This window comes from Microvirga zambiensis WSM3693, from assembly GCF_016735695.1.
Lineage (GTDB): Bacteria > Pseudomonadota > Alphaproteobacteria > Rhizobiales > Beijerinckiaceae > Microvirga > Microvirga zambiensis.
The window spans coordinates 142,482-168,148 of the sequence record NZ_JAERQD010000007.1; the positions used below are offsets into that span (position 1 = coordinate 142,482).

The 25,667-nt window shown below is 63.0% G+C and carries 32 protein-coding genes and 1 tRNA gene; 17 read left to right on the plus strand and 16 right to left on the minus strand.

The annotated features are described in order from the left end of the window. The first annotated feature begins 18 nt into the window (after nt 1–18). From JKL46_RS08150 to JKL46_RS08155, 3 genes are all read left to right on the plus strand, one after another. A tRNA-Leu gene (locus tag JKL46_RS08150) sits at nt 19–104 on the plus strand. A 570-nt stretch (nt 105–674) separates the two neighbouring features. Continuing rightward, complete coding sequence (locus JKL46_RS36255; protein ID WP_281399851.1) at nt 675–809, plus strand: hypothetical protein; 135 nt, start codon at nt 675–677, stop codon at nt 807–809. Between the two features lie 699 nt (nt 810–1,508). Beyond that, entirely contained in the window at nt 1,509–1,646 is a 138-nt protein-coding gene (locus JKL46_RS08155; protein ID WP_201831669.1) for a hypothetical protein, read from the plus strand. Nucleotides 1,647–1,665: 19 nt separating this feature from the next. Here JKL46_RS08155 and JKL46_RS08160 read toward each other — a convergent pair whose 3' ends face one another. Together JKL46_RS08160 and JKL46_RS08165 are read right to left on the minus strand one after the other, a co-directional pair. Continuing rightward, the gene (locus JKL46_RS08160; protein ID WP_201831675.1) at nt 1,666–1,920 is read right to left on the minus strand and encodes a DUF6894 family protein; all 255 of its coding nucleotides are present in this window, start codon (nt 1,918–1,920) and stop codon (nt 1,666–1,668) included. Nucleotides 1,921–2,009: 89 nt separating this feature from the next. Then, a complete protein-coding gene (locus JKL46_RS08165; RefSeq protein ID WP_201831676.1) occupies nt 2,010–2,246 on the minus strand; it encodes a hypothetical protein in 237 nt (78 codons plus the stop codon). A 225-nt stretch (nt 2,247–2,471) separates the two neighbouring features. On the opposite strand from JKL46_RS08165, the gene JKL46_RS08170 reads away from it, so the two are divergent. After that, complete coding sequence (locus JKL46_RS08170) at nt 2,472–3,545, plus strand: calcium-binding protein (protein ID WP_201831677.1); 1,074 nt, start codon at nt 2,472–2,474, stop codon at nt 3,543–3,545. Nucleotides 3,546–3,737: 192 nt separating this feature from the next. After that, nucleotides 3,738–4,055, plus strand: a complete 318-nt coding sequence (locus JKL46_RS08175; protein WP_210381301.1) for a hypothetical protein — start codon at nt 3,738–3,740, stop codon at nt 4,053–4,055. Nucleotides 4,056–4,076: 21 nt separating this feature from the next. Here JKL46_RS08175 and JKL46_RS08180 read toward each other — a convergent pair whose 3' ends face one another. Then, the gene (locus JKL46_RS08180) at nt 4,077–4,454 is read right to left on the minus strand and encodes a hypothetical protein (protein WP_201831678.1); all 378 of its coding nucleotides are present in this window, start codon (nt 4,452–4,454) and stop codon (nt 4,077–4,079) included. A gap of 78 nt (nt 4,455–4,532) precedes the next feature. Then, nucleotides 4,533–4,700: a hypothetical protein gene (locus JKL46_RS08185; RefSeq protein WP_201831679.1), complete on the minus strand. Its 168-nt coding sequence runs from the start codon at nt 4,698–4,700 to the stop codon at nt 4,533–4,535. A gap of 232 nt (nt 4,701–4,932) precedes the next feature. Here JKL46_RS08185 and JKL46_RS08190 point away from each other — a divergent pair, with 232 nt between their 5' ends. Further along, nucleotides 4,933–5,160, plus strand: coding sequence for a NepR family anti-sigma factor (locus tag JKL46_RS08190; protein WP_201831680.1), 228 nt, complete (start codon nt 4,933–4,935; stop codon nt 5,158–5,160). Between the two features lie 24 nt (nt 5,161–5,184). On the opposite strand, the gene JKL46_RS08195 is transcribed toward JKL46_RS08190, so the two are convergent. Further along, the gene (locus tag JKL46_RS08195) at nt 5,185–5,547 is read right to left on the minus strand and encodes a hypothetical protein (protein ID WP_201831688.1); all 363 of its coding nucleotides are present in this window, start codon (nt 5,545–5,547) and stop codon (nt 5,185–5,187) included. A gap of 99 nt (nt 5,548–5,646) precedes the next feature. Beyond that, nucleotides 5,647–6,042 (minus strand): response regulator, encoded by a 396-nt coding sequence (locus JKL46_RS08200; RefSeq protein WP_201831691.1) that lies wholly within the window; start codon nt 6,040–6,042, stop codon nt 5,647–5,649. A gap of 395 nt (nt 6,043–6,437) precedes the next feature. Here JKL46_RS08200 and JKL46_RS08205 point away from each other — a divergent pair, with 395 nt between their 5' ends. Together JKL46_RS08205 and JKL46_RS08210 are read left to right on the plus strand one after the other, a co-directional pair. After that, complete coding sequence (locus JKL46_RS08205) at nt 6,438–6,626, plus strand: hypothetical protein (RefSeq protein ID WP_201831693.1); 189 nt, start codon at nt 6,438–6,440, stop codon at nt 6,624–6,626. A gap of 136 nt (nt 6,627–6,762) precedes the next feature. Beyond that, on the plus strand, nt 6,763–6,912 hold the full coding sequence (locus JKL46_RS08210) for a hypothetical protein (protein ID WP_201831700.1): 150 nt from the start codon (nt 6,763–6,765) through the stop codon (nt 6,910–6,912). Nucleotides 6,913–7,548: 636 nt separating this feature from the next. Here the strand turns inward: JKL46_RS08210 and JKL46_RS08215 are convergent. The 5 genes from JKL46_RS08215 to JKL46_RS08235 all read right to left on the minus strand — a co-directional run bounded on the left by JKL46_RS08215 (nt 7,549) and on the right by JKL46_RS08235 (nt 12,316). Then, a complete protein-coding gene (locus tag JKL46_RS08215) occupies nt 7,549–8,775 on the minus strand; it encodes a porin (protein WP_201831702.1) in 1,227 nt (408 codons plus the stop codon). Between the two features lie 267 nt (nt 8,776–9,042). Beyond that, the gene (locus tag JKL46_RS08220) at nt 9,043–9,333 is read right to left on the minus strand and encodes a hypothetical protein (protein ID WP_201831704.1); all 291 of its coding nucleotides are present in this window, start codon (nt 9,331–9,333) and stop codon (nt 9,043–9,045) included. A gap of 115 nt (nt 9,334–9,448) precedes the next feature. Beyond that, nucleotides 9,449–11,005, minus strand: a complete 1,557-nt coding sequence (locus JKL46_RS08225; protein WP_201831709.1) for an AMP-binding protein — start codon at nt 11,003–11,005, stop codon at nt 9,449–9,451. Between the two features lie 17 nt (nt 11,006–11,022). Next, complete coding sequence (gpt, locus tag JKL46_RS08230; protein ID WP_201831711.1) at nt 11,023–11,529, minus strand: xanthine phosphoribosyltransferase; 507 nt, start codon at nt 11,527–11,529, stop codon at nt 11,023–11,025. A 40-nt stretch (nt 11,530–11,569) separates the two neighbouring features. Further along, nucleotides 11,570–12,316, minus strand: coding sequence for a competence/damage-inducible protein A (locus JKL46_RS08235; protein ID WP_201831713.1), 747 nt, complete (start codon nt 12,314–12,316; stop codon nt 11,570–11,572). Between the two features lie 359 nt (nt 12,317–12,675). Between JKL46_RS08235 and sfsA the strand changes: the two genes are divergently transcribed. Then, the gene (gene sfsA / locus JKL46_RS08240) at nt 12,676–13,395 is read left to right on the plus strand and encodes a DNA/RNA nuclease SfsA (protein WP_201831715.1); all 720 of its coding nucleotides are present in this window, start codon (nt 12,676–12,678) and stop codon (nt 13,393–13,395) included. A gap of 7 nt (nt 13,396–13,402) precedes the next feature. Here the strand turns inward: sfsA and JKL46_RS08245 are convergent, their stop codons facing one another. Next, entirely contained in the window at nt 13,403–14,233 is an 831-nt protein-coding gene (locus JKL46_RS08245; RefSeq protein ID WP_201831717.1) for an FkbM family methyltransferase, read from the minus strand. Nucleotides 14,234–14,376: 143 nt separating this feature from the next. Here JKL46_RS08245 and map point away from each other — a divergent pair, with 143 nt between their 5' ends. Both map and radC read left to right on the plus strand, forming a co-directional pair. After that, entirely contained in the window at nt 14,377–15,198 is an 822-nt protein-coding gene (gene map / locus JKL46_RS08250; RefSeq protein WP_201831725.1) for a type I methionyl aminopeptidase, read from the plus strand. A 95-nt stretch (nt 15,199–15,293) separates the two neighbouring features. Then, nucleotides 15,294–15,977, plus strand: coding sequence for a RadC family protein (radC, locus tag JKL46_RS08255; protein ID WP_201831727.1), 684 nt, complete (start codon nt 15,294–15,296; stop codon nt 15,975–15,977). Here the strand turns inward: radC and JKL46_RS08260 are convergent. Then, nucleotides 15,974–16,570 carry an exopolysaccharide biosynthesis protein gene (locus JKL46_RS08260; RefSeq protein WP_201831728.1) on the minus strand — a complete coding sequence of 199 codons (597 nt, stop codon included), beginning with the start codon at nt 16,568–16,570 and terminating at the stop codon, nt 15,974–15,976. The genes radC and JKL46_RS08260 overlap by 4 nt on opposite strands. Before the next feature lie 84 nt (nt 16,571–16,654). Continuing rightward, complete coding sequence (locus tag JKL46_RS08265) at nt 16,655–16,924, minus strand: usg protein (protein ID WP_201831729.1); 270 nt, start codon at nt 16,922–16,924, stop codon at nt 16,655–16,657. Nucleotides 16,925–17,176: 252 nt separating this feature from the next. Between JKL46_RS08265 and JKL46_RS08270 the strand changes: the two genes are divergently transcribed. Continuing rightward, nucleotides 17,177–18,025, plus strand: a complete 849-nt coding sequence (locus tag JKL46_RS08270) for a formyltransferase family protein (protein WP_201831730.1) — start codon at nt 17,177–17,179, stop codon at nt 18,023–18,025. 101 nt (nt 18,026–18,126) lie between these two features. Here the strand turns inward: JKL46_RS08270 and JKL46_RS08275 are convergent, their stop codons facing one another. Both JKL46_RS08275 and JKL46_RS08280 read right to left on the minus strand, forming a co-directional pair. Next, entirely contained in the window at nt 18,127–20,007 is a 1,881-nt protein-coding gene (locus JKL46_RS08275; RefSeq protein ID WP_201831732.1) for a sensor histidine kinase, read from the minus strand. A 384-nt stretch (nt 20,008–20,391) separates the two neighbouring features. Next, entirely contained in the window at nt 20,392–20,919 is a 528-nt protein-coding gene (locus tag JKL46_RS08280) for a flavin reductase family protein (protein WP_201831740.1), read from the minus strand. Nucleotides 20,920–21,220: 301 nt separating this feature from the next. On the opposite strand from JKL46_RS08280, the gene JKL46_RS08285 reads away from it, so the two are divergent. From JKL46_RS08285 to JKL46_RS08305, 5 genes are read left to right on the plus strand one after another with little or no spacing between them, the layout of a single operon-like run. Then, nucleotides 21,221–22,141 (plus strand): branched-chain amino acid ABC transporter permease, encoded by a 921-nt coding sequence (locus JKL46_RS08285; protein WP_201831741.1) that lies wholly within the window; start codon nt 21,221–21,223, stop codon nt 22,139–22,141. Between the two features lie 13 nt (nt 22,142–22,154). After that, complete coding sequence (gene livM, locus JKL46_RS08290) at nt 22,155–23,567, plus strand: high-affinity branched-chain amino acid ABC transporter permease LivM (protein ID WP_246529205.1); 1,413 nt, start codon at nt 22,155–22,157, stop codon at nt 23,565–23,567. Continuing rightward, on the plus strand, nt 23,567–24,409 hold the full coding sequence (locus tag JKL46_RS08295) for an ABC transporter ATP-binding protein (RefSeq protein WP_201831742.1): 843 nt from the start codon (nt 23,567–23,569) through the stop codon (nt 24,407–24,409). Before livM ends, JKL46_RS08295 begins: the two co-directional genes overlap by 1 nt. Next, on the plus strand, nt 24,406–25,182 hold the full coding sequence (locus JKL46_RS08300; RefSeq protein ID WP_201831743.1) for an ABC transporter ATP-binding protein: 777 nt from the start codon (nt 24,406–24,408) through the stop codon (nt 25,180–25,182). The genes JKL46_RS08295 and JKL46_RS08300 overlap by 4 nt, the downstream gene beginning before the upstream one ends. Then, a complete protein-coding gene (locus tag JKL46_RS08305; protein ID WP_201831744.1) occupies nt 25,182–25,544 on the plus strand; it encodes a DUF6867 family protein in 363 nt (120 codons plus the stop codon). Before JKL46_RS08300 ends, JKL46_RS08305 begins: the two co-directional genes overlap by 1 nt. Nucleotides 25,545–25,667: the final 123 nt, after the last annotated feature.

The following is a 25,667-nucleotide window of genomic DNA, read 5'->3' on the forward strand; positions in this document are numbered from 1 at the left end:
ATAACCCTTCAAACTGACGCGGACGTGGCGAAACTGGTAGACGCAAGGGACTTAAAATCCCTCGGGCTATGCCCGTGCGGGTTCGATCCCCGCCGTCCGCACCACGACTAACGGCCATTCCCATCCCCAAAACGACATCGTGAGCCCGGAACCCGGCCGATTAAAAGCCGACTGTGACGCATGTCACAGAAGACATCGTCAGATCGTGTCACCATGGACCCTGTATGATCCGTGGAGATGTTTATGAAACACGTCAAACGGGTGTGCGCTGCCATCGGCTTCATCGGCATCAGTTCTGCCGCATTGGCGCAAAGCCGCCCAGTGACCACGACGATGTCTTGCAATCAGGCGCGAGGCCTTGTCGCCAGTCAGGGCTCTGTCGTTCTCAGCACAAGTGCCACAGCCTACGAACGATTTGTGGCAAACAGCACCCAATGCGGGATGGGTGAAGTGCCGGCGCCCGGATGGGCTCCCACCAAGGATGTTCCTCGATGCCAGGTCGGCTCTCGCTGCGTCGGCGTCAGCCGCGGCGGGTGAGTTGACCTGAGCGATACCCTCATATCTTGGGGGGCCCTATAGGCGCCGCGGATTATGGCTGGTGCTGTGACGCAATTCACAGAATCCCGTGCCAGCCTACGCCATCTTGCAGCCCTCTCGGACGCAAGGAGGATGTCATGAGGGCACCGGACCATCACTTTCAGAAAGACCACGGACGTGAGGCGCCGCCCATTTCTCTGCCGTTCGCCCTCTTTCTGGTCGTCGGATCCATCAATGTCGCAGCCACGGTCTTCTCGCTGCTGGCGGCTTGAGGATTATCCATTCCTCTCAATATGCCATCCCGAATGCCCTGGGCCTCAATCATCATCGAAGAAGAACCAAGGCGGATCGGTTTTGCACGTATATCCGACAGGGCATTGTGGAGTGTCGGCAGACGGCACCCAGGCTGGCCAAACCCATTCACCGACCAGGCAGAATTCTTGGCCGCTGACATATCGGTCGTAGGTGTAGCGCCCAGTCCCCAGAACGATGGATCCTCGGGTGGCAACCAGATGCCTCGCCTGTCCGCAACTCATCGTCGGTGTTTGAGGTCTCGGCTGCCCCAGCGCTCCTGTAGCGATCACGGTTGAGGCGACGAAGATCAGGACCAACCTGTTCATACTGATCACCACATCCTAGAGCTCCTTGAAGAGCGCATCGTTGAGCGCGGAAAACCGGATCAACTTTTCGCTGACGCGGCCCTCTGGGTCCGCACGGTGCGCTAGAGCGGCGGAAGAGGAGGCTGCGCCTAGGTTGAATTGGCTTCGGCGGGCGGACAGTCAAGAACCCGCGATCATGAGGGTTCATGAGGCATCGTCAGTTCCAACCTTCAAATTCCTGACAGCTTAGCTGTGCAAGCTTGGGCATTTGATCACCACCGACCGACGAGACGCCTGTGACGCATTTCACAGCGCTCGCGGCGCGATTGCACCATCCTGTGCCCTATCCAATGCGGTCACCGAGAGGGTGCAATGAAGAAGATGGATTACTTCTCCGAACGCGAACCGAAGGTACGCTCCTTTCCCACGTCAGTTGCCCTGCTGCTCGTCATTGTGGGGATCAACGTCACGGCGACCATCCTGTCGTTGCTTGCGGCGATCCAGGGATGACGATGTCCCGCAGGCGATCTTAGGCCCGCTCGCCTCCCTCATCGTCGAGCATTGCCTCGACAAACGGAAACTCGAGGACGATGTCGCCGGCGTCGTCCGACACCTCGATATGGGACGCCGTCCAGTCGACGGGCTTCTCGAAGCGGGTCGACATGAGGCTTCGAGCCATGGCGCGGGCGGTTTCCCAGGCGCGATCGGGGTCTCGCAGGTCCTGACCGTCAGGATCGCGGACGACGTCGCCTCCGATATGGACGTTGAAGAAGTAGCGCGGCATGAGACGCCCTCGAATCCAGGTTTGGTCGATCACAGCTGCTTGGAATTCTCGGCAGCATCGAAGGCCGATTCAAGCCTTCGCGCCGGTCCTCAGTGAATTCCGATCGCCGCAACCGCTTTCTCCCAGTGCTCGCGTTGCGACGAGACCGTCGGCGCGGCTACGGCCGACGAACGGCATTGGGCCATCTGCTCCCCAAGCAGCGCGATCGCCAGGCGTGCCAAATTCCTGAACCGGGCTCGGAGCGGCTCCGGAGCGTCCTTCCAGAAGCCTGAATACTCCGCGGCGTAAAAGGCCTCGGCGACAAGTTCAACCTGATCCGGCGTCATGCAAGTCTCCCTGCATCCTCGTGCCGGATACGTGCCGGGACAGGTATTGGTTCCCTTCTCTTTGGAGGTACTGCATTGGGTGCCCTATCAAGTCATTGATTTTGCTGAGCCAAATACCTCTTTTGGATGAAAGGCCAGCATAGGATCATTTTTCCAATACCTGGCACGGGGACGCATAGTCCCGATCTTTCGACATCCCGTGGAACAGCAAAGCCGGCAGCGCAGTTGACGGACACCACAACGACGCCGTCGGGTCTGCCCGACCTGCGCGAGGAGATGTCCATGCCGACCGTGATTGCCATTGAGGCCAAGCCTCTGGAATTTGAAGATATCAACAGCGGCTTCTTTCATCTCTATCTCGTCAAGACGCAGACCGATGACAACGGAAAGGTGATCTCGGAAAAGGTGATCCGGGGATCGTTGGAGGGCGGTGGCGACCTCGGCACGCTTGCCGGCGGAAGTCTGGCATCCTCTCCCGACAGGCGCGGCTCGGACACGCCGGAGGAACGGCACCGTACCGTTCTCGACCTCGGCGCGAGAAGTGCCGACGACGTCTGGAAGGTGATGGTTCAGCACGCCGTCAACATCGATAGAGCAGATCTTCAATACAGCATCGACATCTTCCGGCAGGCCCCGGGCGACGATCTGAACAGCAATTCCGTCATCGCGTCGGTGCTTCACACCGCAGGCCTCAGCCTTGCCACGAGCCTTCCGGTCGGCGTCAGCCGCTCCGAGGCGCCGCTCTACGGCCAGCTTCAGTTCATGGATGTGGACGACAAGCTGTCGGGAACGGCAAATGCCGATCGCATTCTCGGCGGCGTCGGCAACGATACGATCAGGAGTGGGCTACAGAATGACTCGATCTACGGCGAAGACGGCAACGACATTCTCTGGGGCAGCTCCGGCGACGACAACTTGTCCGGAGGGAACGGGAACGACCGGCTCTATAGCGGCTGGGGCAATGACATTCTGCGCGGAGGCTCAGGCAAGGACGCTTTCGTGTTCTATTCGAACCCGAGCAGCACCAACATCGACACGATCCGCGATTTCTCCGTTCGCGACGACACGATCTGGATGGAGAACAAGGTCTTCACGGCGCTGGGGTCGGCGGGCCTGCTGAAATCGTCGGCCTTCTGGACGGGAACCACGGCGCATGACGCGACGGACCGCATCGTCTACGATCGCGCCGACGGCATTCTCTATTACGATCAGGACGGTACCGGTGCGATAGAACAGGTTGCCTTCACGAAGATCGCAGCCGGTTTGCGCATGACGCACGCCGATTTCCAGATCGTCTAGCGCATCGTACGAAGAGTGGATCGGGTTATTCGCTGACGCGGCCCTTCGGGTCGCTCCGAACGATGCGCTCTTTAGAGATCGGAGCATTGTTCGGGACCGCGACGGCTGAAGTCGATGTGCAGCGACGCACCTCGTTCGACAGGATTTGTGCATAGTCTCGATGACGTCCATTGCACGATCGAGGAGAGGCTAATGACGTCCGGTTCGTTCGTCTTATACTGGATCAGCCTGTTCACGGCGGTCGCCTTCGTCACCCTGAGTGCGGAAGCTTTCGCTCAAAGCCGTCCCCTGACCACGAGGATGTCCTGTTCACAGGCCAAAGGGTTGGTGGCCGCGCAAGGAGCGATCGTGCTCAGCACCGGCCCCCTCACCTATGACCGCTATGTGAGAACGAGCAGCGCCTGTGCACTCGGCGAAGTGATAGAGCCGGCCTGGGTCCCGACCGCGGATTCGGCCCAGTGCCCGATCGGCTATCGCTGCGCCTCCCGCAACTTCCCGTCACGGAACTGAAGGCTTGCCGCAAAACCGGCCTCAGCGAGCTGCCGTCTCCGGACGCTGGATCCTGTTTTCATGGAACCGGCGTACCGCTTCCGACCCGAGGCCGGCTTTCAGCGCGTTCGTATTCTGATCGCGGCCGACGACGTAGCAATCCTGCATGGCGAAGCTATCGTTGGCCTTCGGATTGTAGAACACCTTCTCGGTCCGGTTGAAGGACCAGGGCTCATCGCTGCAATTGCGGCCGAACGCTCCGACCGTGTTCTCGAACGCGGTCCACTTCAGACTCGAATTCGGGCATTGCCCCTCATATTGGCCGCTGAACGCGCCGATGCGGGGGTAGCAGGTTGTCTGAGCCTGGGCTGCGCCGAGACCTGCGAGGAGAATGGCAGCGGTTAGGATCGATCGGGCCATGGAGTCATCCGGCGAATTTTGTCCTTCACGTTAGCAATGAAGGCCGCGACAGGGAATGCCCGAAGGACCGCCGGCGGTTCAGCGGCTGTTCCAGGCCCGCAGGGCGAGGATCGGGGTCAGGATCGGCCAGCCGAAACCGGCGATCAGGATGTGGTCCAGGCCGACGTCCTCCTCCCCATCGATCATGGTCGAGACCGCCAGCAGCAGGATGACACCACACAGATAGACCATCAAAACTTCACGCATCACCCGGCCCAGCCTCCACCAACGTCGAGCTTTGGACCAAGCCCCAGACAAATCCAATGCGACCGGCGGTCGCCTCACAGGGCGATGGGACGTGCAGCGGTGGTGGGAAAAACGACCGATAGCGGAGTTCGGCGATGGATGAGGCCAGGTTCTTTTCTACAAACTTGACCGCAACTCATCGCCGCCTCGCCCGTTCTTCGGCTCAGGGGGAAGCAATGGAGGGACCGTGAGGATGCCAAAGCGGCACCACCATCCGCACGCCGCAGGCAGCCATGGAAATTGGAGCATCGGCTCCAACAATCTGACAGCGGCGGGACGCTCCGAACTGCTCAAGGATCTCGGGCGGCAATTGCAGCAAAGCTACGGCGACGTTCTGAAGGAACCCGCGACGGACCGCATCAAGCAGTTGCTGGAAAAGCTGGAAAGGAGCCAACGTCCCGAAGACGAAGGCTCCTTGTGATCGCCAGATATCTACGGCTGGTTATCAGCGTCCGCGGGTCCGATGATGCGAGGAGCGAACGTCTTCCCGCGGGAGCAGATTGTAGATCAGGAACCCTGCCAGAATGCCGGCACCGAGCAGGACGAGCGGATACGACTTCGCCGTTTCAAATGCGCCCGAGGCAGTCTGCTTCACCACATAGAGCGGTTCGCCCGCATGGATCAGCCGTTCCGCGCGCCGCAGATTCTCCCGGCGGGTATGGATTTCGACCGCGTACCCGTCGCCATCCTCATCTCTGTGCAGCTCGATGCTGTTACGGGCGAAGCCGTTGGCGAGCAGGCGCTGAACGGCGAGGTTGGCCTCCTTGCGAGACGGAAACGATCCTGTGGCGATAGAGCTGTTTGGCATCAGTCAATCCTCGTGAAACTGCTGAGGCCAATTCCCGGCAAGCGCCAAGGTTCCAATGAACCGCGCGCAGCATTGGCGGACGAAGCGAGATCGCCCCGCTCAATTGCGCCGATAGGCTTGAGCCGCCTTCTCCGCCTCCATCAGGACGTCGAGAGCCCGCCACGGCTTCGGCATGAAACGGACCTCGCGAGGGACGTCGACAAATTGCTGCTCGAGCGGCCGGCCGGATGTGAGCACCGTGCGCACCCAGGGCCATTTCAGGCGCACCGTCCTGACGAGATCGAGACCGTCCATCAGGCAGGGCAAGCGGACATCGGCGAACAGGAAGGCAACCTCCTCCGAATGGTGCCGCAGATAATCCAAGGCTTCTTCCGCGCTGGAGGTCTCTACGACCTTGAGATCGGTCTCCTCGAGGAGAGCGGCCGCTAAGCCTCTGACTTCGAAATCATCCTCGACGATCAGGGCTACACGATAAGGCTCCATCTTCTGTCCCATTCGGTCGTCTCCCTTTACCTTTACGGCTTTTGAGCCCCTGCAGTAGCGCGGTGGCGATCAAGGCTCGGCTGAGTTGAAAGCCGGCTCGAAGACGCAAAACGAGCCAGCGCGACGAAACAGAAAAACACCGCCGTCTCTCGGGATCCTTCGCTCGGCGGCGGTGCAAAACTCACGGACCCGCGACAAAATGTGCGGAGGCCCTCATCACAGAACGGTGAACACGGGTCTGTGTTTCAGCTTGGCCATTCAGAAATTTTTCCAAGCTCCATTTTTTACCTTGGTGGAACCCCTTCGGAGGCTGTAGCTTAGGCAAGAACCGCTGTTCTGAAGTGAGATCCCCTCCCGTGTTCAAGGAGACCCAGCTTCACCAGGAATTCTTGGATCTGGAGCAGCATATGAGGCTCCTCGACAGGCGGCTGTCGGACGCTCTCCACCGGATCCGTCATGGTTCCTCCGAAGATCTGGTCGAACAAGCCCGGCAGGATGAACGGCAGCTTCTGACGGAACTCGACCGTCTGATGACGCGAATGCGCGCGATCGAGGGACAGTTGCTGCAGATCCAGAAGACTGCGACGCGACACTGACTCAGGGCGATCACCAAGCGGATTCACATGGAAATTGCCGCGTGTGCCGGTCCGTGTGTGAAAGCGCACCTCATAAAACGCATATCAGGTTCATGGTGCGTGCATGACGTAAGGTCATCTGAAAAGAGGATGCGCTATGGCGATGAATGCTTCTCAGTCGAGAACGCGCGCCGAAGCCGAGCTGGGGGCGGCGCGTCGGTTCTGTATTCCGTTCTTTCCGACGCTGCTCGGCGCTTTGGCCGCGCTGAATGTCGCGTCGGTCGTGCTCGCTCTGATAGAGTTCTGACCCACGTCCCGACCTGCCGGGACGGTGAACTGCAGGGCAGCGCATCTCAAGCGCAAAGCCCTGCAGGTTCTCCGACAGTCCTTACCTCAAGCCGAGGAAGGACAGGATCGCGAGGACGACGACGATCGCTCCGATCAGCCAGATGATGTTATTCATGATGTTGCTCTCCTGACGTGGATTTGACCTCATGCCAACGGTCAAGGTGAGCCTTCGTTCCTCCCGTCAAGCTGCGAGCGGCTAATTGGGCCCGCAGGATGTCGTCTCCTGACTTGAAACGCTGCCGCGTGCTTCGACCTGTCGTCTGACGACGCTTGTGCACGCTTCGCTGCTGAGCCCCTGCTCGGTATCGGCTTGGACGCTGCCCCCGGAGACGCGCTCGGTTTCGTAGCCAGGGCCGGACTGGTACTGCCAGGTGGAAACGCCGGCCGTGCCGACGCAACCGCCAAGCCACGGAGCCAGCAGCGCGAGGGCCACCATCCTTCTGCATTTTCTCTGCATCGCTACCTCTCGATCACCCAGGTTGATATGCGCCTCGCAAGCCAATCAGGCCAAGGTATGACGCGAACGATAAGGTATGGCGCAAAAGAAAAACCCCGGTGTCGCCACCGGGGTTTTCCGTTTCGATCGGTCGACCGATTAGAAGTCGCGCTGAACGCGCAGACGGCCTTCGATCGTGTCGTTGTCGAGGCCGAGATTGGGGCCGCGCGGATCGAGGTTCGAGTAGAGAACCTCGACACCGATGTCGAGACCGGACACCGGCGACCAGATCAGGTTCGAACCGGCGCGCCATTCGGTGAAGTCGAAGAGGGACGGGATGCCGGAGCCGTATTCGACGCGGGCATACGAACCGAACACGCTCTGGCGGATCGTCGGGGTCCAGTAGTGGTTCAGACCACCGGCGATGGACCAACCGCGGCCGGTCTCGATGTCGCCATCGGGACCGATGAAGGCATCGACGACGTCACGGCTGGTCGCGCCGCCCGTGACATTCGGATCGAAGCCGAGATAGCCAAGAGCGCCGTCGGCATAGGTCGCGGCAAGCCAGAGGGCATCACCCTCGGCCAGCATCGGCAGGGAGAAGGTGCCCTGAGCCGTCGCAGCCCAGCCGAGCTCGGTGTCCGGATACTCGAAGACGCCAGGGGCGACCTGGAAGAGGTTCGCGCTGCGCAGCTGGTGCAGGGCACCGCCGAGCTGCACCGAACCCCAGGTGCCTGCGTACTTCACGTTGCCGACAATGTCAGGCATCGTCTGGCCGGCGTTTACGAAAGCCGATGCGCCGTCGAATTCCGTGCCGAGGAAGACGCCCTCTTCGAGCGACAGGGTGGCCGAGAAGCCGTTGCCGAACGAGAAGGTGTAGGCGAACAGGTTGACGTCGGGAGCGTCGTAGAAGCGGAGCGTGCCCCAGTTCTCATTCGGGAGATCGCTGTTCATGAAGAACGAGGTGACGCGGCCGGCGGTGAGGCCGCCGAACTGGATGAAGGCCTGGGCAACGTCCGGGCTCGTCGAGCTGAAGCCGTAGACGCCGGTGTTGCGGGTCAACTCGAAGCGCACGAAGGTGCGGAGCAGACCGTAAGCAGTCGCCGTACGAGCGTCGAGCTGGATGCGGCCGCGAGCGCGAAAGCCGATCGCGTCGTCCAAGCGGGTGTTCGGCTCGAGGTACTGGAACTCGGCGCGAACACGGCCGCCGATGCGGAGGCAGGTTTCAGTGCCGGGGACGTAGAAGAAGCCTGAACCGTAGGTGGAGCAGACGCGAACGTATTCGACGGCAGCGGCCTTCTTCGCGGGAAGGTCGGCGGCCTGTGCCCCTGCGGCAGCCGCGAGACCCGCGACCGATCCGAGGAAGAGGCTCTTAACGAGCTTCATGGTTGTCTCCAAAAATGCCTGAGTCCGACGAGGACCCGTGTACAAACGTGACCATAGTCAGGCCGAAGTTTCACGCAACCGCAGCAAACGCACAGCACGCTCAACCGGTGCGCAATCTGCTGAAAAGATAAGCATTTTCAGGAGCAGCATCGGATAATTTGGGACAGTGTGACAAAATTCCAACAGCGCTGATGGCCCCTCTCCATACGGCAGTGCACGCGTTACGAAACGTCATGTTTTCAAGCCGCTCGACTCGGCTCGTACGGCTCAATCGCCGAACAAGAAGTCGGCGTCGCGGCAGAGATATCCGACCGGGCATTGCGACGTATCCCGCGTTGGCACGACACCGACCTGTATGGTCTCGTTGATCTCGCAATATGCGCGGTCCCGGACATAGCGGTCATAGGTATAGGTGCCCGTTCCGAGCACGACCGCGCCGCGCGAGGCGACGATCTGCCGAGCCTGATTGCAGGTCATGCTGGGCGTCGAGGGCCGGGACTGAGCCTGTACACTTGTCGTGAAGGCGCACGCGAACAGAACAAGAGCAGCCTTCTTCACCTTCCGATTCCTCCGTCAGGCACCTGGAGACAACGTGGAAAGCCGAGCTTGGTTACGGGCGCTGGCTGGATACGTCCTTCAAAGAATTGAGAGAACCGGGGCCTCGTCTCGAAGTCTAAAGCATCGGCTGCAGGCGACGGGCCATTTCGACGGCGCCGGCATAATCGGTCTTGCCGGAGCCCAGCACGGGGATGCCCGAAACCAGGATGGAACGCGGCACCCAGAGCTCAGGAAAGCCCTGATTCTGGGCATGCGCCAGCAGCACCTCCCGGTCTGCCTCCGCACGATCGGTGATGAGCACGATCTGCTCGCCCTTGCGCGAATCCGGAATCGCGACGACCACATGGCTGTTGTCCGGCCAGAGCGCCTGCACCGTCGCCTCGATGGCGGCGAGCGACACCATCTCGCCGCCGATCTTGGCGAAGCGCTTGGCCCGCCCGCGGATGGTGACGATCCCGTCCTCGACGGTCACGATGTCGCCCGTGTCGTGCCAGCCGTCCGGCGGCGGGCTGATGTGGCCCGGCGCCGAGGGATCGAGATAGCCCTTCATGACGTTCGGGCCGCGCACATGAAGGCGCCCGCCCTCAGGAATGCCCTCGACCGGTTCGAGCCGCCACTCGATTCCCGGCAGGAGCGGCCCGACGGAACCGGGCCTGTTGCGGTCCGGCAGGCTGACGGCGATCACCGGCGAGCATTCGGTGGCGCCATAGCCTTCCAGGATCACCGTACCGTATTTCGCCCAGAGCTTGCGGGTTTCGTCCTTCACCCGCTCCGCCCCGGCGATCACGTAGCGGACGCTCGCGAGATCGTTCTCGCCGGCGGCGCGGGCATAGCCCTGCAGGAAGGTGTCCGTCGCGAGCATGATCGTGGCGCGCGTGCCGGCAACGAGCTTCGGGATCTGCCGGTAATGCAGCGGGCTCGGATAGAGCACCGACTTCATGCCGTTGAGAACGGCCGTCAGGAGCCCTGCCGTCAGGCCGAAGGAATGGAAGATCGGCAGCGGATCGAAGAACACGTCGTCGTCGCGCAGCACATCGCCGGCGAGGGCTTTGACCTGATAGGCGTTGGCGACGAGATTGGCATTCGACAGGGCGACGCCTTTCGGCACGCCCTCGGACCCCGAGGTGAAGAGCAGAACGGCCGGATCGTCGGGCTGGACCTTCGCCCCGGCATGGACGCGCCGCGCGAACCAGGAATCCAACAGCCCGCGCAGCTTGTCGAAGCTCGTCAGGTCGCCGCGCACATCCTCGAGCCACAGGATCCGCCGCCCCTCGCCTAAGGCCTCGACGATCTCGTCGAGCTTGCCCTGCTCGACGAAGCGGCGGGAAGTGACGATCGTCCGCATCTCGGCGAGATCGCAGGCGGCCTTCAGGTTCTTGAGGCCGGCGGTGAAGTTCAGGAAGGCCGGCACGCGGCCGAAGGCGTTGAGCCCGAACAGCGTCACCGCGATGGCCTGCACGTTCGGGAGCAGCACGCCGACATATTCGCGCTCCTGCGTCAGGCTCGCCAGCTTGCGGCCCAGCACCAGGGAGCCGAGGACGAGGCGCCCGAAGGTGATCGGCTGGCGCTCCAGATCCTCGAGCGCCTCCTTGTTGCGGCCGAACCTGTCCCTTGCGTCGAGAAGCGCCCCGAAGAGCGTCTTGCGCGTCCGCGCGATATCGAACTCCGCCACGGGCGCCCCCTGTTTCGTTAGCCGGCCGATCCCTCGCGGATCGGCGCCTGATAGGCCAAGCCCATATCCCAGGGGAAATAGATCCAGGTGTCCTGGCTGACTTCCGTCACGAAGGTATCGATCAGGGGCCGGCCCGCGGGCTTGGCGTAGACGGCCGCGAAATGCGCGTTCGGCAGCATGTCGCGCACGATCTTCGCGGTCTTGCCTGTATCGGTCAGGTCGTCGATTACCAGCACGCCCTTGCCCTGGCCGTCGCCGATGGCCTTGATCGACGGAGCGATGTCCTTGAGGACCTGGAGATCGCCCTGGTTCTTGTAGTCATGATAGCTCGCGATGCAGACGCTCTCGATGAGGCGCAGATCAAGCTCGCGGGCCACGATGGCGGCCGGTACGAGACCGCCGCGGGTGATGCAGACGATCGCCTCGAAGGGACCGGCGGAGGCAAGCCGCCAGGCGAGCGCACGGCAATCGCGATGGAACTGATCCCAGGAGACGGGGAAGGCTTTGGGAGAGGTCGGAGACATGGGCTTGCTCTTCTTGAGGCTCGAGGTGCGAGGATAACACTTACAAGGGTGCCCGGTCGCCCTTGAGGCGGCCGAGAAGATCGCGGACGGCGGCGGAGGCGCTGGCGACGGCCTCCGGGTCCTTGCCGCGCACGACGATCTGGTTGCGGAAGCCGCTTGTCGAGAAGGACGGGTAGGAGCCGATGGAAACGTTTGGGAAAGACGACGCGATCTGGCCCAGACCCTCGGCATAGATACCCTCGGCCAGCCCTTCCGCCTCGATGGTCTCGATGATCATGCGCGCGCCGGTCTGCAGGCCCGACGCGATGTTGTCGAGCATGGCCTGCATGATCGAGGGCACGCCGGCCATGACGAAGACATTGCCGATGCGGAAGCCGGGCGCCTTGGAGATCTGGTTCTCGATCAGGTCCGCCCCTTCGGGAATGCGCGCCATGCGCAGGCGCGCCTCGTTCAGCTCGTGCGGCTGATAGCGCTCCCGCAGCAGGGCGACGGCCCTCGGATCGACGCCGATGGGAACCCCGAGCGCCTTGGCGACGGAATCCGCCGTGATGTCGTCATGGGTCGGGCCGATGCCGCCGGTGGTGAAAAGATAGGTGTAGCGGCTGCGCAGGGCATTGACCGCCGCCACGATCTCCTCCTCGACATCCGGCACGACGCGGACCTCGCGCAGGTCGATGCCGATCCCGGTCAGGTATTCGGCGATGTAGCCGATGTTCTTGTCCTTGGTGCGGCCCGTGAGGATCTCATCGCCGATGATGAGAAGAGCGGCTGTGACGGAAATGGCCATGCAGCGATCCTTTTCACGGCCTTTAGCCTCTGGGACGGCAATTCTCAAGCGCAAGCAAGGGGGTCCGTTTGTCATTCCCGGCCGGAGCGCAGCGGAGGGGAAGGGAATCCAATAACCGCGGAGCCTCACTGCTGGATCCCCTTTCCGGCCTGCGGCCGCCGGGGATGACACCCTCCCACGTCATGGCCGGGCTCGTCCGGCCATCCCGGTCCTGTGAAGCGCGGCGCTTCTCTTCATCGAGATCACCGGCACCGATCCCCGGACCAAGTCCGGGGAGGTGATGACGCGGAATTTGCATCGGGTTGAACCCCAGCCTCCTCGCCTGCTACCAGGGATTTTTGCAATCTTTCGGGATGTGAATGCGTTTTCAGGAAACCCTGCTCGAGGGCCGTCTCATCGAGCGCTACAAGCGATTTCTGGCCGATATCGAGCTCGATACGGGAGAGGTGGTCACCGCCCATTGCGCCAATCCCGGAGCCATGCTCGGATTGAAGGACCCCGGCAGCCGGGTCTTTCTCTCCCGGGCCACGAACCCCAACCGCAAGCTCAAGTACAATTGGGAATTCGTGGAGGTGCCTGCGGGCGGAGGTCCGCTCCAGCTCATCGGGATCAACACCTCCCGCCCCAATCTCCTAGTCGCCGAGGCCCTGCGCGAGGGGCGGCTCGCCCCTTTCGCCGGTTTTGACCGGGTGCGGCCGGAGGTGAAATACGGCCGGAACAGCCGGGTCGACTTCCTGCTCGAAACGGATGGGGAAAGGCCCTGCTATCTCGAGGTGAAGAACTGCCACCTCATGCGCGAGGCAGGCTTCGCCGAGTTTCCGGACTGCGTCGCGGCGAGAAGCGCCAAGCATCTCTATGAGCTCGCGGACATGGTGGCGGCGGGTGCGAGAGCAGCCCTCGTCTACGTGATCCAGATGGACGCTGAACGGTTCGACGTGGCCCGCGACATCGATCCGGCCTACGACAAGGCCTTCCGGCATGCCCTCGCCGCCGGGGTCGAGTCCTACGCTTACGTCTGCCGCATCACGCCCGAAGAGGTCGTCATCGATCGGCCGGTGGAGATCGTGACCCCGCGATGACCGCCTGTCAGGGCCGCTCGAACACAAGGTTCATCTTGGTCTCGAGCACCTGCCGGTAGCCCTTGCCGGTGAGCAGGGCGATGACGTCGATCTGCCAGCGCTCGGGCACGTTGGCGACGATGAAGAGAGTGGGATAAAGCGTGGCCGGAGCATCTCGGAAAAAGGGATCGAGCACCAGATCCTCCGCCCCTTCCACGTCGAGCTTGATGGCATCCACATGGGTGAGCCCCTCCCGATTCAGGAGCTCGATCAGGGTCACGGCCGGCACGCGGATCGCGTCGGTCTGGCTCGAATTGACGATCTTCAGGCTCGCCTCGCCGCGGTTGCGCGGATCGAGGAACAGGGTGAGCTCGCCGGTCTTGTCGGCGATAGCGCAGTCAACCGCCTTGATCGTGCTCGAGGGGTTCTGGCGGATATTGTAGATCAGGCGGTCGAAGATCTCCGGCTGCGGTTCCACGGCCAGAATTTGGGTGGCGACCGTGGGGCCTGCCTCCTTCGCCAGGAACAGGGCATACCAGCCTACATTCGAGCCCACATCGATGAAGGTGAAGCCCGGGCGGACCCGGTCGGTCAGAACCTTGAGCTCGTCGGCGTCGAAATATTGCGGCGTGAACAGGATGCGCCGCTCGCATACGTTCTTGTACGGATAGAGCCGCATGCGCACGCCGAAGGTTTCCAGGTCGAGCGGCAGGCCGTTGAGCATCTTCATCGCCAGGTGACGCAGCATCAGGGCTACCCGGCGGCCCGCCCACCCCTCGGGCAACCCGCGCGTGCGGTCGATCACCCAGCGGGTGAGGCCTGAAGGCGCAAAGTCCCCGAAGGGGCGAGAATCATTCATTACCGAGGAATCCGAACCCGCGAATTGGATGAACAGGGTTGCTCATGACACCCTCGGGCGCCAATCGCAAGCGGGGCATGAGGTCTTTGCTTGCGTCAGGCGCGGCGATCCTTACATTCCGGGCATCAGATCAAGGACGGACAATGACCGAAACCGACATCGTCGAGCGCAAGCGCGCAGCGGAGATCCCGCTTCACGGGCCGGAGGCCTTCGAGGCCATGCGCCGTGTGTGCCGCATGACCGCCGAATGCCTCGACATGCTGACCGACTACGTGAAGCCCGGGGTCACGACGGAATTTCTGGACAAGCTCGCCTTCGATTTCATCCGCGACCATGGCGCCTATCCGGCGTGCCTGAATTATCGCGGCTACACCAAGACGATCTGCACCTCGATCAACCACGTGGTCTGTCACGGCATCCCGAACGACAAGCCCCTGCGCGACGGGGACATCATGAACATCGACGTCACCCTGATCCTCGACGGGTGGCACGGGGATTCGAGCCGCATGTACTATGTGGGCGAAGTGCCCCGTCGGGCCCAGCGCCTGTGCGAAATCACCTATGAATGCCTGATGCGCGGCATCGCCGCGGTGAAGCCCGGCGCCACCACCAACGACATCGGCGCGGCGATCCAGTCCTATGCCGAGGCGGAGCGCTGCTCGGTGGTGCGGGACTTCTGCGGCCACGGCCTCGGGCGCGTGTTCCACGATTCGCCGACGATCCTCCATTACGTGGAGCCCGCCTACAACGTCGAGCTGAAGCCCGGCATGCTCTTCACCATCGAGCCCATGATCAATCTCGGCCGCCCGCAGGTAAAGGTGCTCGCCGACGGCTGGACCGCCGTGACCCGCGACCGCTCCCTCTCGGCACAGTTCGAGCATACGGTCGGCGTGACCGAGACCGGCGTCGAGGTCTTCACCTTCTCGCCGATGGGCCTGGACAAGCCGCCCTACGCGGCGGCTTGACACTAGCCTAACGCGCCGCTTCAAGCCTACAACGTAACAATGATGCTTCGGGATCGATCCGAAGCTTTGTCACGGGCGACGGGCGGCGGGCCGGCATGAGCGACGACAATCCCCATTATCACGGCCATCGCGACAGGCTGCGCGCCCGCTTCATGGAGGTGGGCGGCGAGGCGCTGCCCGATTACGAGCTTCTCGAACTCGCCCTCTTCCGCTCGATCCCGCGTCGGGACGTGAAGCCCATCGCCAAGGAGCTTTTGAAGCGCTTCGGAACCTTCGCCGAAGTTCTGGCAGCCTCCCCGGCCCGGCTGGCGGAAGTGGACGGCATCGGCGAGAGCGTGATCACGGACCTCAAGATCCTGGAAGCCTCGGCCCGGCGCCTGGCCAAGGGCGAGGTGGCCAAGCGGCCGGTCCTGTCCTCCTGGACCTCGGTGATCGATTATTGCCGGACCGCCATGGCGTTCATGGACAAGGAGCAGTTCCGGCTGCTCTTCCTCGACAAGCGCAACGCCCTCATCGCCGACGAGGTGCAGCAATCCGGAACGATCGACCATACGCCGGTCTACCCGCGCGAGGTGGTCAAGCGGGCCCTCGAACTCTCGGCCTCGGCGCTCATTCTGGTGCACAATCACCCGTCCGGCGACCCGACGCCGTCTTCCGCCGACGTGAAGATGACCCGCGAGATCATCGAGGTGGCCAAGCCCTTGGGGATCGCCGTCCACGACCACATCATCGTCGGCCGCGAGGGCCATGCGAGCCTGAAAGGCCTACGGCTGATCTAGATCAGCGACTCAAGCCCGGCAAATATCGCGTAGACGAAGCCGAGGCTGAGTGTCATGCCCATCGCACCGATGACCATGCCGCCGATGATCACGAGACCATCGCGCTCGACCAGCCCCAGGCCGACGAGGCATACGGCGAGCCCCAGCGGGATCTGCCCGACGAAGGGCGGCGCGAAGAGCAGCCCGAGGGAAAGAACGAGGATCACCACGCCCATGAGCCGCATGGAGAGCGGGGTGTCGAGAAAGGTCATCCGCGGGCGGGAAATGCGCTCCAGGCGGCGGAAGGCCGGGATCGCCCGTCCCACGGCCCGCTCCACATCCGTGCGCGCCACCGAGCGGTTCAGGAGCTGGCGCGGCAGCCAGGGCGCGTCCCGGCCGGAGGCGATCTGGATGGCGACAAGGGCCAGAAGCAGACCGCAGACGAGCGGGATCGGCGGCGGCATGGGCAGGCAGTTCGGCAGCCCGAGCAGGACGATGAGCAGCGCGAAGGCCCGGTCCTGGAGCACCGCCATGATCTGGCGCACGGTCAGGCGCTCGCCGGGCTGGGAGGCAAGGGCGAGCAGGATCTGGGAGGTGCGCGCGTTGGAAAACAAGGAGCCCTGGTGGGTTCGGGGATGCTCAGGGCGCCCTCTCTACCCGAGTTAGGGGCTCGGGCCAAGGCTTTGCGGCGCCGCGCTTCAATGAATGTTGATCTCACCCTGAACGGCGCGGAATTCCGCCGGCTTGATCAGCCGTGCGTGGGTCACCGTGACCGAGTGCAGCGGCCCGGCGAGCTCGCGCTTCCAGAAATCGAGGAAGTCGATCAGCACGGGAAATCGGGGCGCGAGATCGTATTCCTGCCAGATATAGGTCTGCAGGAAGGCTGGATAGTCCGGCATCCGGTAGAGAATCTTGGCGGTCGTCAGCCCGTAGCCTTCCATCTGCCGGATGAAATCCCTGGATGCCATGCGAACTCCTTCTCTCAAGCTCGGACGAGTTTGAAGGCAGGTGTTCGCCCCAATGGCACAGGCGGTTTCCTGCCCTATGCTCGAAGCTAAATCTTGCGGGTATCCGCCGGTTCCGGCAAGCGCGCCGGGCGAGGCATCAGGTCACTTTTCCGGATGAAAGACGAAAGCGCGGGGTTGCGCATCCGGGCGATCTTGCGTTGATTGCTCGCAGGAAAGCTTTCAGCGGAACATCGAGCAAGGGGATCGCCGGGAATGCGCTTTGCCTTCGCCGGAATCGACTTTCTCGGAGATGTCTTCGAGACGCTTCTCGCCAGGGGCTGGGAGCCGGTCAAGCTCTTCAGCCGGCCCTGCGACGGGATCTACGATTTCAACGAAGCGACGATCGCACGCGCCCGCTCCCTGCGCCTGCCGGTGCAGATGGCGCGCATCCTCCCCGCCGATCTTGCGGGCCTGAAGGCGCAAGGTTGCGAGGCCTTGATCGTGGCCGGTTATCCCTGGCTGATCACGGGCTGGGAACGGCACCTGCCCTACGCCGTCAACTTCCATCCCTCCCCCCTGCCCCTCGGACGCGGTCCCTACCCGCTCTTCCAGGCGGTCCTGGACGACGTTTCGCAATGGGGCATGACCGCCCACATCCTCGAACCATCCTTCGATACCGGCGCCATCGTGGCGCAGGAACTCTTCCCGCTCAGCGGCGCGGAAACGCACGACACCCTGCTCGCCAAGTGTCAGATGGCGGCGAAGGCGGTCGCCGCTAACCTCGCTGCCGACCTGCCCTGCCTCTATGCCGATGCACGGCCACAGGGAAACGGCACCTACTGGCCGCGGGTGACGCAGGCGCAGCGAACGGTCGACTGGACCGGAAGCGTCCGCGACGCGCTGCGCACCATCCGCGCCTTCGGCTCCATCGAGGCCTTCGCCCAGGTGGAATCGCGCTATCTCTATGTCTGGGAGGCCAGCGGCTGGGAAGAGCCGCACGGCTTCCATCCCGGCGCTCTCGTCCACAGACATCGCAAGCACATGGTGGTCGCGGCCCGCGACGGCTTCGTCCAGATCACCGGATGGAGCCCCTATGCACCGGGACCGGCGCGGGGACGCTAGAGCATTTTTCGGCGAAGTGGATCCGGTTCGCCGTCAAAAAATGCGGCAAAGCAAAGAAGAGAGGTGATTCCACGCCAGTGGAAACAGCTCTAAACAATCGCTCAGGCGAGCGGCGCTTCAAGGCTGCACACGACGCCGGACGGCCCGAATTCGATATGCGCCGAACCGTTCAGTTCACGGGCGAGGCTGCGCTCGATCAGCCGCGAGCCGAAACCGCGACGTGCCGGCGGATGCACGACCGGTCCGTCGCGCTCCTCCCAGCGCAGAAGCAGCATGTCCGAAGGCTCCGCCGCTTTGACGTCCCAAACGATGTCGACGGTTCCTGTCGCATTCGACAGGGCACCATATTTCACGGCATTTGTTGCAAGCTCCTGAAGCGCCATCGACAGGGCAAGCGCCATGCGCGGCGACAGCCGGACCTCGGGCCCGTGCATCCGTAGTCGGTCCTCTCCCCGCACCGAATACGGAGCGAGGGTCTGCGTGACGATCTCTCTCAGTTCCGCCCCTTCCCAGCTTTCCCTCGTCAGCACGTCATGGGCGCGCGCAAGCGCAATCAACCGGCCCTCCAGCGCGTCCTTCGCGTCGCGCATGGTCGGCGCCGTGCGCAGGGTCTGCGTCGCGAGGGACTGGACCGTGGCGAGGGTGTTCTTCACCCGATGATTCAGCTCGTGAATGAGCAGCGTGCGCTGCTCTTCCGCCTGCTTGCGCTCGGTGACGTCGCGCTGAATGCCCCATAGACGGCGCAGCACGCCGCCTTCGACGAGACCGGTCATGCTGTTGTCGAAGTATTTGCGGTTTCCGGCAAAATCCTGTTCGGCCGATTCCACGCCTGCCTGGTTGTATCCGCTGCGGACGACCTCGGCGAGATAGGCGCGCGCCTCGGGATCGGACGACGGCAGCGGAAATTCGAGAGTCTTGCCGATCAGGTCTTCCGCGCGGGCAAGCCCGTACATTTCGGCCATGGCGTCGTTGCATTCGACGAAGCGGCCGTTTCGGTAGGCCTGCTCGACCTGCTCGTCCACCGGCAGCGAGGTGTCGAGCGGCGGATCGAATTCCAGGAGCCAGATACCCTCGGTGCTGTGCGCGATGAAGGAGCGGTAACGCTCCTCGCTTTTCCGCAGCGCCGCCTCCGCATGCTTTTCCGCGGTGACGTCCCACTGCGCGCCGAGGGAGCGGAGGAAGCGGCCCTTGTCGCTGCGGATCAGCTTGGTGCGCGCCGTTATCCACCGAATCTCGCCGTTGTCGGCACGAACGATCCGGAACTCGTAATCGAGCTGCGCGCGGTCCGGGTTCGCGACGGCGGCCCGCGTCTCGGCCTCGATCCTGTGCCGATCCTCCGGGTGCACCAGGGCGACCCAGTCGTCGTAGGAGAAGAAGCCGGACATGTCTTCCGGCAATCCGTAGAGCTCCAGGTATTCCGGCGATGTGATCGCCGTATTGCTGGCGCGGTCGAATTCGAAGCTGCCGATCCTCGCCGCCTCCTGCACCTGCCGGAGCCGTTCCTCGCTTTCGCGGCTCGCCGCCTCGGCGCGCTTGCTGGCGGTGATGTCGCTGAAAAGGATCGCCACCCGGCGGTGTTCAGGCGCACCGACGCGGCAGGCGAAGACGTTGTACCAGCGCCCGAGCGCCGCGGCCTCATGCTCGAACCGCATCGACTCGCCGGTCAATGCGACGTGACCATAGGCATCGAACCAATGATTTTCGTGCTCGGGATGGAGGGAGCGCATGCTCCTGCCGACCGGCTCATGCAGGCCGGTCTGGGCCTCGAAGGCCGGATTGACCTCAACGAAAACGTAGTCGATCGCCCTGCCGTCATCATCGAGAACGACATCGACGACGCAGAAACCCTGGTCGATCACCTCGAGGATCGCGCGACAGGGAGCATCAGGATGGCATTTCACCGTCTCGGGCGCGGCTTCGGAGGCTCCCCTTGGAAATCCCTGATGCCGGTCCGGCGCGTCCTTCAAGGCGATCTCGTTCATCGCACGGGCATCCGCGGACGAGTTCCCGCCGCGTCGCCAATGTTCAGGAATAAAGCCAAGATAGCCATGGATCTGTTCGGTCTGCCAGACATTCCGTGCCTCTTGGATCGGCTGATCGCGTTTCGATGTGGCACAAGAGCATAAGGCGCGAGGGAGCGCGATCAAGGGAACGAGGCCAAGGCTCCTGTTCGCAAGTGACCCTGATGTCCGGGGCGATTATGCAAACTCGTCGGGAACCAAGCTCTCGCAACGGCATTGGAGTATCACGAAGGCCAATGCCCCCAGGTCTTCGAGACCCTCAAAGCCCTTCACCCTCGGTGGAGGGCTTTTTCTTGCCCGATGGCGTTCCCGCCAAGCTGCAATTGGCGAGGGGCGTCTCCCGACTCAGAGTTCCTGGTAATGCCGTCCCTGGTAGATCAGGGCCGGCTGCGCTTCACCGAGGCGGATCCTGACGATCTCGCCGATGATCACATGATGGGTCGCCACCACCCTGGCATCGCTGATCCGGCAATCGAAGGAAACAAGGCTTGTGGTCAGGGCCGGAGAGCCGGTTTCGAGCCGCTCCCATGCGCCTGCGAGAAAGCGCTCCTGCCCCTGAACTCCCGTGCGCCCCGAGAAGATGTCCGCGAGGGCGCGGTCCGCGGCGCTCAGGGCGTTTACGCAAAAGACGCGGTTCGCCAGCAGCGCCTGTGCCGACCGGGAGGCCGTATTCACGCAGACGAGAAGCGAGGCCGGGCTGTCCGTCACCGGGGTCACCGCCGTCGCCGTGAACCCGGCCCGGCCTGCCGTACCGTCAGTCGTGACCACGTGCACGGCCGCCGCGACCCGGCTCATGCCCTCCCGGAAGAGAAGGGCATCGGGACCACTGGCGCCTGTGATGGCTGAATCGGGAGAGGCCTGAGACTTCAACATGATATTTCGGATTAGCCTCTTCCATGCTTTTGCTGCCGAGGACAAGGCTCTTCACGGTCATATGGTTTCTCGGCGCCCCTCATGGAAGGCGTTCGGGGGCTTGGCCGCTGCTTCCTATTCGGTCAAAGGCTGCCGTTTCTTCCATCAATCGCGCAAATAGGAATCTTAACGGGAAGTTGTCGAACGAAAATTGGTTTGCTAGAGACCGCGCACCTTACGTCAGGCTTGGCGATGTTCCCGCATCGTGCTTTCCTGCATCGTTTCCCAAGAATGACCCCATCCAGAGGGGCAAGGGTAGGACATGGAAATCTTCGTGCAGCAGCTCATCAATGGGCTGACTCTCGGGTCGATCTACGGCCTCATCGCCATCGGCTATACGATGGTCTTCGGCATCATCGGCATGGTGAACTTCGCCCACGGCGACGTCTTCATGCTCTCAGCCTTCATCTCGCTGATCTTCTTCCTTCTGCTGACCACGTGGCTCGGGATCTCCTCCGTCGCGCTGGCGCTGCTGATCGTGCTGGTCGTCGCGATGGCCCTCACCTCCCTGTGGGGCTGGGCCATCGAGCGGATCGCCTACAGGCCCCTGCGCGGCTCGTTCCGCCTGGCGCCCCTGATCTCGGCCATCGGCGTCTCGATCTTCCTGTCGAACTTCGTGCAGGTCGCGCAGGGAGCTCGCAACAAGCCGACCCCCCCGATGGTGCAGGACGTGATCGTGCTGTTCCAGGGCGAGAGCGGCTACAACGTGGCCCTCTCCTACAAGCAGATCATCATCATGGTCGTGACCGCGGTGCTGCTGACGATCTTCTGGTATCTCGTCCAGAAGACGTCGCTCGGGCGCGCCCAGCGCGCCTGCGAGCAGGACCGCAAGATGGCAGCCCTCCTCGGCATCAACGTCGACCGGACGATCTCGCTGACCTTCGTCATCGGCGCCGCCCTCGCCTCGGTCGCGGGCACCATGTACTTGCTGTATTATGGCGTGGTGAGCTTCAACGACGGCTTCGTTCCCGGTGTGAAAGCCTTTACGGCCGCGGTTCTCGGCGGCATCGGATCGCTGCCGGGCGCGGTGCTGGGCGGGCTGATCATCGGCCTGATCGAAGTGTTCTGGTCGGCCTATTTCTCCATCGAGTACAAGGACGTGGCAGCGTTCTCGATCCTCGCCATCGTCCTGATCTTCATGCCTTCCGGTATTCTCGGACGGCCTGAGGTCGAGAAGGTCTAAGGAGCCTGACACCATGAACGCTCCTTCCATCACCTCCACGGCCCAGACCCCGGCCGTGACGCGCCGCTTCGACCTGAGAGCTGCCCTGAAGGATTCCTTCAGGAGCGCCCTGATCATGTTGGGGCTTTCGATCCCGATCCTGGCCTTCAGGACGGATCAAAGCGGCGGCGATATCTTCCTCACCCCGCGCTGGGGCCTTGTCGCAATCATCTGCGCCATCGTCTTCGGCCTGCGCCTTCTGCTGCACGCCTTCACGGCCTCGAAGGCCTATCGCCAGGCGACTCCCAGCTCGCATCAGGCGACCGAGCCGGTCCATGCGGAGCCGAGCGCCTACCAGCACGTGTCGAAATTCGCCATTCCCTTTTTTCTCGGGGTGGCGCTCGCGTTTCCGCTTCTGGTCTACCTGATTCAGGGCGGCCTCAACGAATCGCGCTACTGGGTCGATCTCGGCATCCTGATCCTCACCTACGTGATGCTCGGCTGGGGTCTGAACATCGTCGTGGGCCTCGCCGGCCTGCTCGATCTGGGATACGTCGCCTTCTACGCGGTCGGCGCCTATTCCTATGCCCTGCTCTCGACTACCTTCGGCCTGTCGTTCTGGATCTGCCTTCCGCTCGCCGGCATCCTCGCCGCCTTCTGGGGCATGATCCTCGGCTTCCCGGTGCTGCGCCTGCGCGGCGACTATCTCGCCATCGTGACGCTGGCCTTCGGCGAGATCGTCCGCCTCGTGCTCATCAACTGGGTGGACCTGACCAACGGCGGCGCCGGCATCTCCTCGATCCCGCGCGCGAGCTTCTTCGGCCTGCCCTTCACGGCGGGCGAAGGCGGCTTTGCGGCCACGTTCGGGCTCGAGTTCAACGGCATGCACAGGATCATTTTCCTCTACTACCTGATCCTGGTGCTGGCGCTCCTGACGAATTTCGTCACCATGCGCCTGCGCCGGCTGCCCATCGGCCGTGCCTGGGAAGCTCTTCGTGAAGACGAGATCGCCTGCCGGTCGCTCGGCATCAACACCACGAACACCAAGCTGACGGCCTTCGCCATCGGCGCCATGTTCGGCGGCTTCGCCGGCTCGTTCTTCGCGGTCCGCCAGGGCTTCGTCTCGCCGGAAAGCTTCAACTTCCTGGAATCTGCGATCATCCTGGCGATCGTCGTGCTCGGCGGCATGGGCTCGCAGATCGGCGTCGCCATCGCGGCCATCGTGCTCGTCGGCGGCCCCGAAATCCTCCGTAACCTGACCTTCCTACAGGCCATCTTCGGCACGGGTTTCGATCCGAACGAATACCGCCTGCTGCTCTTCGGCGCCGGCATGGTGGCGATGATGGTCTGGCGTCCGCGCGGCCTGATCTCGGAACGTGAACCCTCGGTGATCTTGAAAGAGCGCAAGGCCATTTCCGGCTCGCTCGTGAAGGAAGGACACGGCTAATGCGCTGGCTGCAGGATCCCATCCTCGACGTACAGCATCTCACGATGCGCTTCGGCGGCCTGGTTGCCGTCAACGATCTCTCCTTCCAGGCCGGACGCGGTGACATCACCGCGCTCATCGGGCCGAACGGAGCGGGCAAGACCACGGTCTTCAACTGCATCACCGGCTTCTACAAGCCGACCGAAGGCATGATCGCGCTTCGCAAGCCCGACGGCTCGCACCTGCTGCTGGAGCGGCTGCCGGGCTTCGACATCAACTGGAAGGGCAAGGTGGCCCGCACCTTCCAGAACATCCGCCTGTTCTCCGGCATGACGGTTCTGGAGAACCTGCTGGTGGCCCAGCACAACCCGCTGATGATCGCCTCGGGCTTCACCTTCCTCGGCATTCTCGGCATCGGCGGCTACCGCAAGGCCGAGAAGGAAGCCATCGAGAAGGCCAAGTTCTGGCTCGAGAGGGCCCGGCTCATCCACCGGGCCGACGATCCGGCCGGCGACCTCCCCTACGGCGACCAGCGTCGCCTCGAGATCGCCCGCGCCATGTGCACCGATCCGCTCCTGCTCTGCCTCGACGAGCCGGCGGCCGGCCTCAACCCGCGTGAATCCCACGAGCTCAACGACCTGCTGCTTTCGATCCGCAAGGACCAGGGCACCTCGATCCTGCTGATCGAGCACGACATGTCGGTGGTGATGCAGATCTCGGACCACGTGGTGGTGCTCGATTACGGCACCAAGATCTCGGACGGCGCCCCCGCCGAGGTCAGGAACGATCCCAAGGTCATCGCCGCCTATCTCGGCGTGGCCGATGACGAAGTCGAAAAGGTCGAGGCGGAGGTCGGCGCATGAGCACCGCTGGAGCAAACATCCCGATGCAGGGCCAGCAGGCCTCCACCGCCCGCCAGCCGCTTCTGAGCGTCCGCGGCGTGAAGACCTATTACGGCAACATCATCGCCCTCAAGGGCGTCGACATGGACGTCAACGAGGGTGAGATCGTCACCCTGATCGGCGCCAACGGCGCCGGCAAGTCGACGCTGATGATGACGATCTTCGGCAATCCCCGGGCCCGCGAAGGCACGATCACCTATGCGGGTCAGGACATCACCAAGATGCCGACCCACGAGATCGCCCGCCTCTCCATCGCCCAGTCCCCGGAAGGGCGGCGCATCTTCGCGCGCATGACCGTGTTCGAGAACCTGCAGATGGGCGCCTCGATGAACGGGCTGGCCTATTTCGACCAGGATCTGGAGCGGGTCTGCACCCTGTTCCCGCGCCTGAAGGAGCGCCTGCAGCAGCGCGGCGGCACTCTCTCGGGCGGCGAGCAGCAGATGCTGGCCATCGCCCGCGCGCTCATGAGCCGGCCGAAGCTCCTCCTCCTGGACGAGCCGTCGCTGGGTCTCGCGCCCCTGATCGTGAAGCAGATCTTCAACATCATCAAAGAGCTCAACGAGAAGGACGGCATGACGGTCTTCCTCGTCGAGCAGAACGCCTACCATGCCCTCAAACTGGCCCATCGCGGATATGTGATGGTGACCGGCAACATCACCATGAGCGGTTCCGGAAGGGAATTGCTGGAAAACCCGCAGGTCCGGGCAGCCTATCTCGAAGGGGGGCATCACTGATGCAGGGCATCCTCTATGAAGAGCCGTCGATCTGGCTCTTTCTTCTCATCACCGTGGTCATGGGCGGCTGGGCGGCCTGGATGACGGGCCGGGCCATCGCCGTCACCTGGCGGCCGTTCTGGACCCTGGTCGTTTACCTGTTCATCCTCGGTGCGGCGGTACGCTTCATCCACTTCGCGCTGTTCCACGGGACGCTGCTGTCGATCCATTATTATGCGGTCGATACCATCGTGCTTCTGATCATCGGCGCCCTTGGATTCCAGTACCGCCGGGCCCGGATGATGACCACCCAGTACCGCTGGCTCTACGAGCGGACCGGGCCGTTTTCCTGGCGGGAAAAGGCGTCTGCTACCAAGGGCTAAGGCCTAAAAATTCCGGCGTGACATCCGCTTAAAAACAAGCATGATGTGACGCGGAAGGCGGGGTCCCCCCGCCAAACCGCCCCCCCGAGGAAGAGGGGCCTATAAAACCACCCAGAGGAGTGA